The following is a 2,804-nucleotide window of genomic DNA, read 5'->3' on the forward strand; positions in this document are numbered from 1 at the left end:
CCAGGGGATCGGGGCGCGGGTGGCCGAGGTGTTGCGCGGGGACGGGTTCGAGGTCGTCGGGTTCGACCTCGCGGAGACGCCGGGCGGCGTGGTCGTCGGAACTTTGCGCGATTACCGCAGGAGGGGCGTCGCCAGCGCGTTGATCGCACACGCCCTGCGGGCCGCCGCCGACCAGGGTTACGACCGCGCCAGTGTGAGCGTGGACTCGTCGAGCCCTTCGGGCGCTTCCGGGATCTTCGAGAAGGCCGGCTTCACCCCGACGATGCGGTTCGTGCGCTGGGCCCTCGAAGCCTGACCCTCACGACACCTAGCGGGTCGTCCCCGGTCCGCCGTGGACCAGGTCGTCCCAGAACGGGATCGGCGCGGGGTGACGTCGCGGGCGGTCCGGGGTGCGGACGTGGAACTCGTTGGCGACGTAGTCGAGGAGGTCGAACCCGTAGTGGACGACGTCCGTCTGGTGCAGGGAGAACACCGGGTTCCCGAAGGTGCCGCGTCCTGCCGGCAGGCAGCGGTGGAAGAAGACCGGGATCATCCGCGGCGCGGTGGTCAGGTGCGCCTCCGCCCGCTCGACGGCCGCGTCGTCGTCCGACGGCCGCTCGCCCCGGCTCTCGTGCCAGAAGTCGTTCTCCACCACGTCGAACAGCACACCGTCGACCGGCTGGGCGAGCAGCCCGAGGAGGGTGTCGCGGTCGTCGCTACGCCAGTCCGGCCAGCCGGGGCCCGTCGGGAGAACGGCACCGAGCATCGCGCGGTGGTCGTCGGCGAACTCGAACCCGAACCCCTCCTCCACCCCGGCCAAATCCGCCTCGGTCAGGCCCCAACCCGGTCGCGCCGGCGGCTCGGGCAGCCGGCGGCCGGTGTCAGTCCCGCCGGAAGAACGCGAGCATCCGCTGAGCGGCGTCCGGGGCCATCAGCATCTCCTGGAGGTCGGCGCACATCCGGGCGACAGGGCCGGTGCGGTCGAACATCTCGCGTTCGTAGTCCGCGACGGCGGTGGCGGGGTCGTCCGGGTGCGCGGCCAGCGCGAGGCCGAGCAGCGCGCCGTCGAGCAGCGCCATGTTGGCGCCCTGCCCCACCGGCGGCATCAGGTGCGCCGCGTCACCGATCAGCGTGACGTCCGGCCGTGACGGCCAGGTCAGGCCGACCGGGAGAGCGGTGACCGACCGGGGCACGACCGTGTCGTCGCAGGCGTCGATCAGCGCGGTGAACCGCGGGTGCCAGCCGGCGAACAGCTCGATCAGCCGGGCGCGGGCGGCGGCCGGGTCGTCCAACGGGATCCCGCTGGTCGCGAACCAGTCCGCAGGGGTGTTGTAGAAGCTGAGGTAGACGCGCACGCGGCCGTCGCCGTTGCGCTGGGCGGACAGCGACTGCCCGTCACCGAGATACCAGTAGTTGCCGCGCCCGATCATCGCCGCGAGGTCGGGGTGGGTGCGGTCGATGTCGGGGATGCCCAGCTCGACGGCGTTGTGGCCGACGTGCGCCGGGCGGGCGTCGGTGAGCAGCGCGCGGACCCGCGACTCGGCACCGTCGGCGCCGACCAGCAGGTCGTAGCTCGCACTGCTGCCGTCGGTGAAGTGCAGCAGGCCGTCCTCGGCGTGGCGGAACGCATGCCCCCACCGCACCGCGTGGTCGGGCAGTGAGTCCAGCAGCAGATCCCGCAGGTCGGCGCGGTCCACCTCGGGCCGGTCGGGCGAGGCGTCCTCGGGCGTGTCCTCCTGCAGCAGCAGGGTGCCGTCCGGCTCCAGGAGACGCATGTCCTGCCCTTCGACGCGGGCGATCGCGTGGAACTGCTCGATCAGGCCGGCCTCGCGCAGCGCCCGCTGACCGGTCCCGGAGTGGATGTCGAGCATGCCGCCCTGGCCGCGTGCGCCGCGCGACGGTTCACGTTCGTGGACGACGGCGTCGATGCCGTGCACGTGCAGCACGCGGGCGAGGGCCAGGCCACCCAGTCCCGCGCCGACGATGGCGATGTTCACGGTTCCCCTTCGATACGGTGTACTACTCGATACACTGTATCGAACACTACGCTGTACGGTGAGCGCCATGGTGGTGTGGGAGCGGCCGGAGCCGCCGAGTCGACCGACGCCGGGCCCGTTGAGCCGGGAGCGGATCGTCCGGGCGGCGATCCGGTTGGCCGACGCGGACGGCCTGGAGGCGGTGTCCCTGCGCAAGGTCGCCGCCGTGCTCGACGTCGGACCGATGCGGCTGTACGGCTACATCGCCACCAAGGAGGAACTGCTGGACCTGATGGTCGACGAGGTCCACGGCGAGATCCGCCCGGCCGGGGAGAGCCGGCGGGAGGTGCTGCGCTCCCTCGCCGAAGCCACTCGGCAGGCCGCTCACCGGCACCAGTGGTTCGCTGACCTGATCGGCGGCCGGCCGCAGCTCGGGCCGAACGCGTTGGCGAGGCTGGAAGCCGTGCTGACCGGGCTGCGCGGCATGGACGTGGACGCCGTCGTGCCGGTCGTCTCCGCGGTCGACTCCTACGTGATCGGCGCGGTGCGGCGGGAGGTGGCCGAGCTGCGGGCCGAACGCGCCACCGGGATGGACAAGCGGCAGTGGCAGGTCACCTTCGGCCCCTACCTGGAGCGGACCTTCGCGACCGGCCGCTTCCCCGCGCTGGCCGCAGTCGTGCGCAACGGCTCCCACCTGGACGCCGACCGCACCTTCCGGATCGGCTTGGACTTCCTGCTCGACGGCATCGAGGCCGGCGTCTCCCAGCGGTAGCCACGCAAGTCCGGTGACGCGGAAACGGGCCGGGACGGGATGAGCCGGTGACGGGATCACCGTGACGCTGTGCGGAC

At 72.4% G+C, this 2,804-nt stretch carries 4 protein-coding genes; 2 read left to right on the top strand and 2 right to left on the bottom strand.

All coding sequences use genetic code 11. From position 1 onward, the window contains the following. On the top strand, positions 1-295 hold a 295-nt coding region (locus AB0G02_RS34135; RefSeq protein WP_360802693.1), incomplete at its 5' end, for a GNAT family N-acetyltransferase. A 12-nt stretch (positions 296-307) separates the two neighbouring features. On the opposite strand, the gene AB0G02_RS34140 is transcribed toward AB0G02_RS34135, so the two are convergent. Beyond that, the gene (locus AB0G02_RS34140) at positions 308-799 is read right to left on the bottom strand and encodes a hypothetical protein (protein WP_360802696.1); all 492 of its coding nucleotides are present in this window, start codon (positions 797-799) and stop codon (positions 308-310) included. Positions 800-860: 61 nt separating this feature from the next. Beyond that, complete coding sequence (locus AB0G02_RS34145; RefSeq protein ID WP_360802699.1) at positions 861-1,976, bottom strand: FAD-dependent monooxygenase; 1,116 nt, start codon at positions 1,974-1,976, stop codon at positions 861-863. Positions 1,977-2,043: 67 nt separating this feature from the next. Here AB0G02_RS34145 and AB0G02_RS34150 point away from each other — a divergent pair, with 67 nt between their 5' ends. Beyond that, positions 2,044-2,727: a TetR/AcrR family transcriptional regulator C-terminal domain-containing protein gene (locus AB0G02_RS34150; protein WP_360802702.1), complete on the top strand. Its 684-nt coding sequence runs from the start codon at positions 2,044-2,046 to the stop codon at positions 2,725-2,727. The last annotated feature ends 77 nt before the right edge of the window (positions 2,728-2,804 follow it).

Source organism: Actinosynnema sp. NPDC023658, from assembly GCF_040639995.1.
Lineage (GTDB): Bacteria > Actinomycetota > Actinomycetes > Mycobacteriales > Pseudonocardiaceae > Actinosynnema.

Excerpts from the sequence above, each read along its gene's own strand:
- AB0G02_RS34150 (WP_360802702.1), top strand. The coding sequence starts at position 2,044 with ATGGTGGTGTGGGAGCGGCCGGAGCCGCCGAGTCGACCGACGCCGGGC.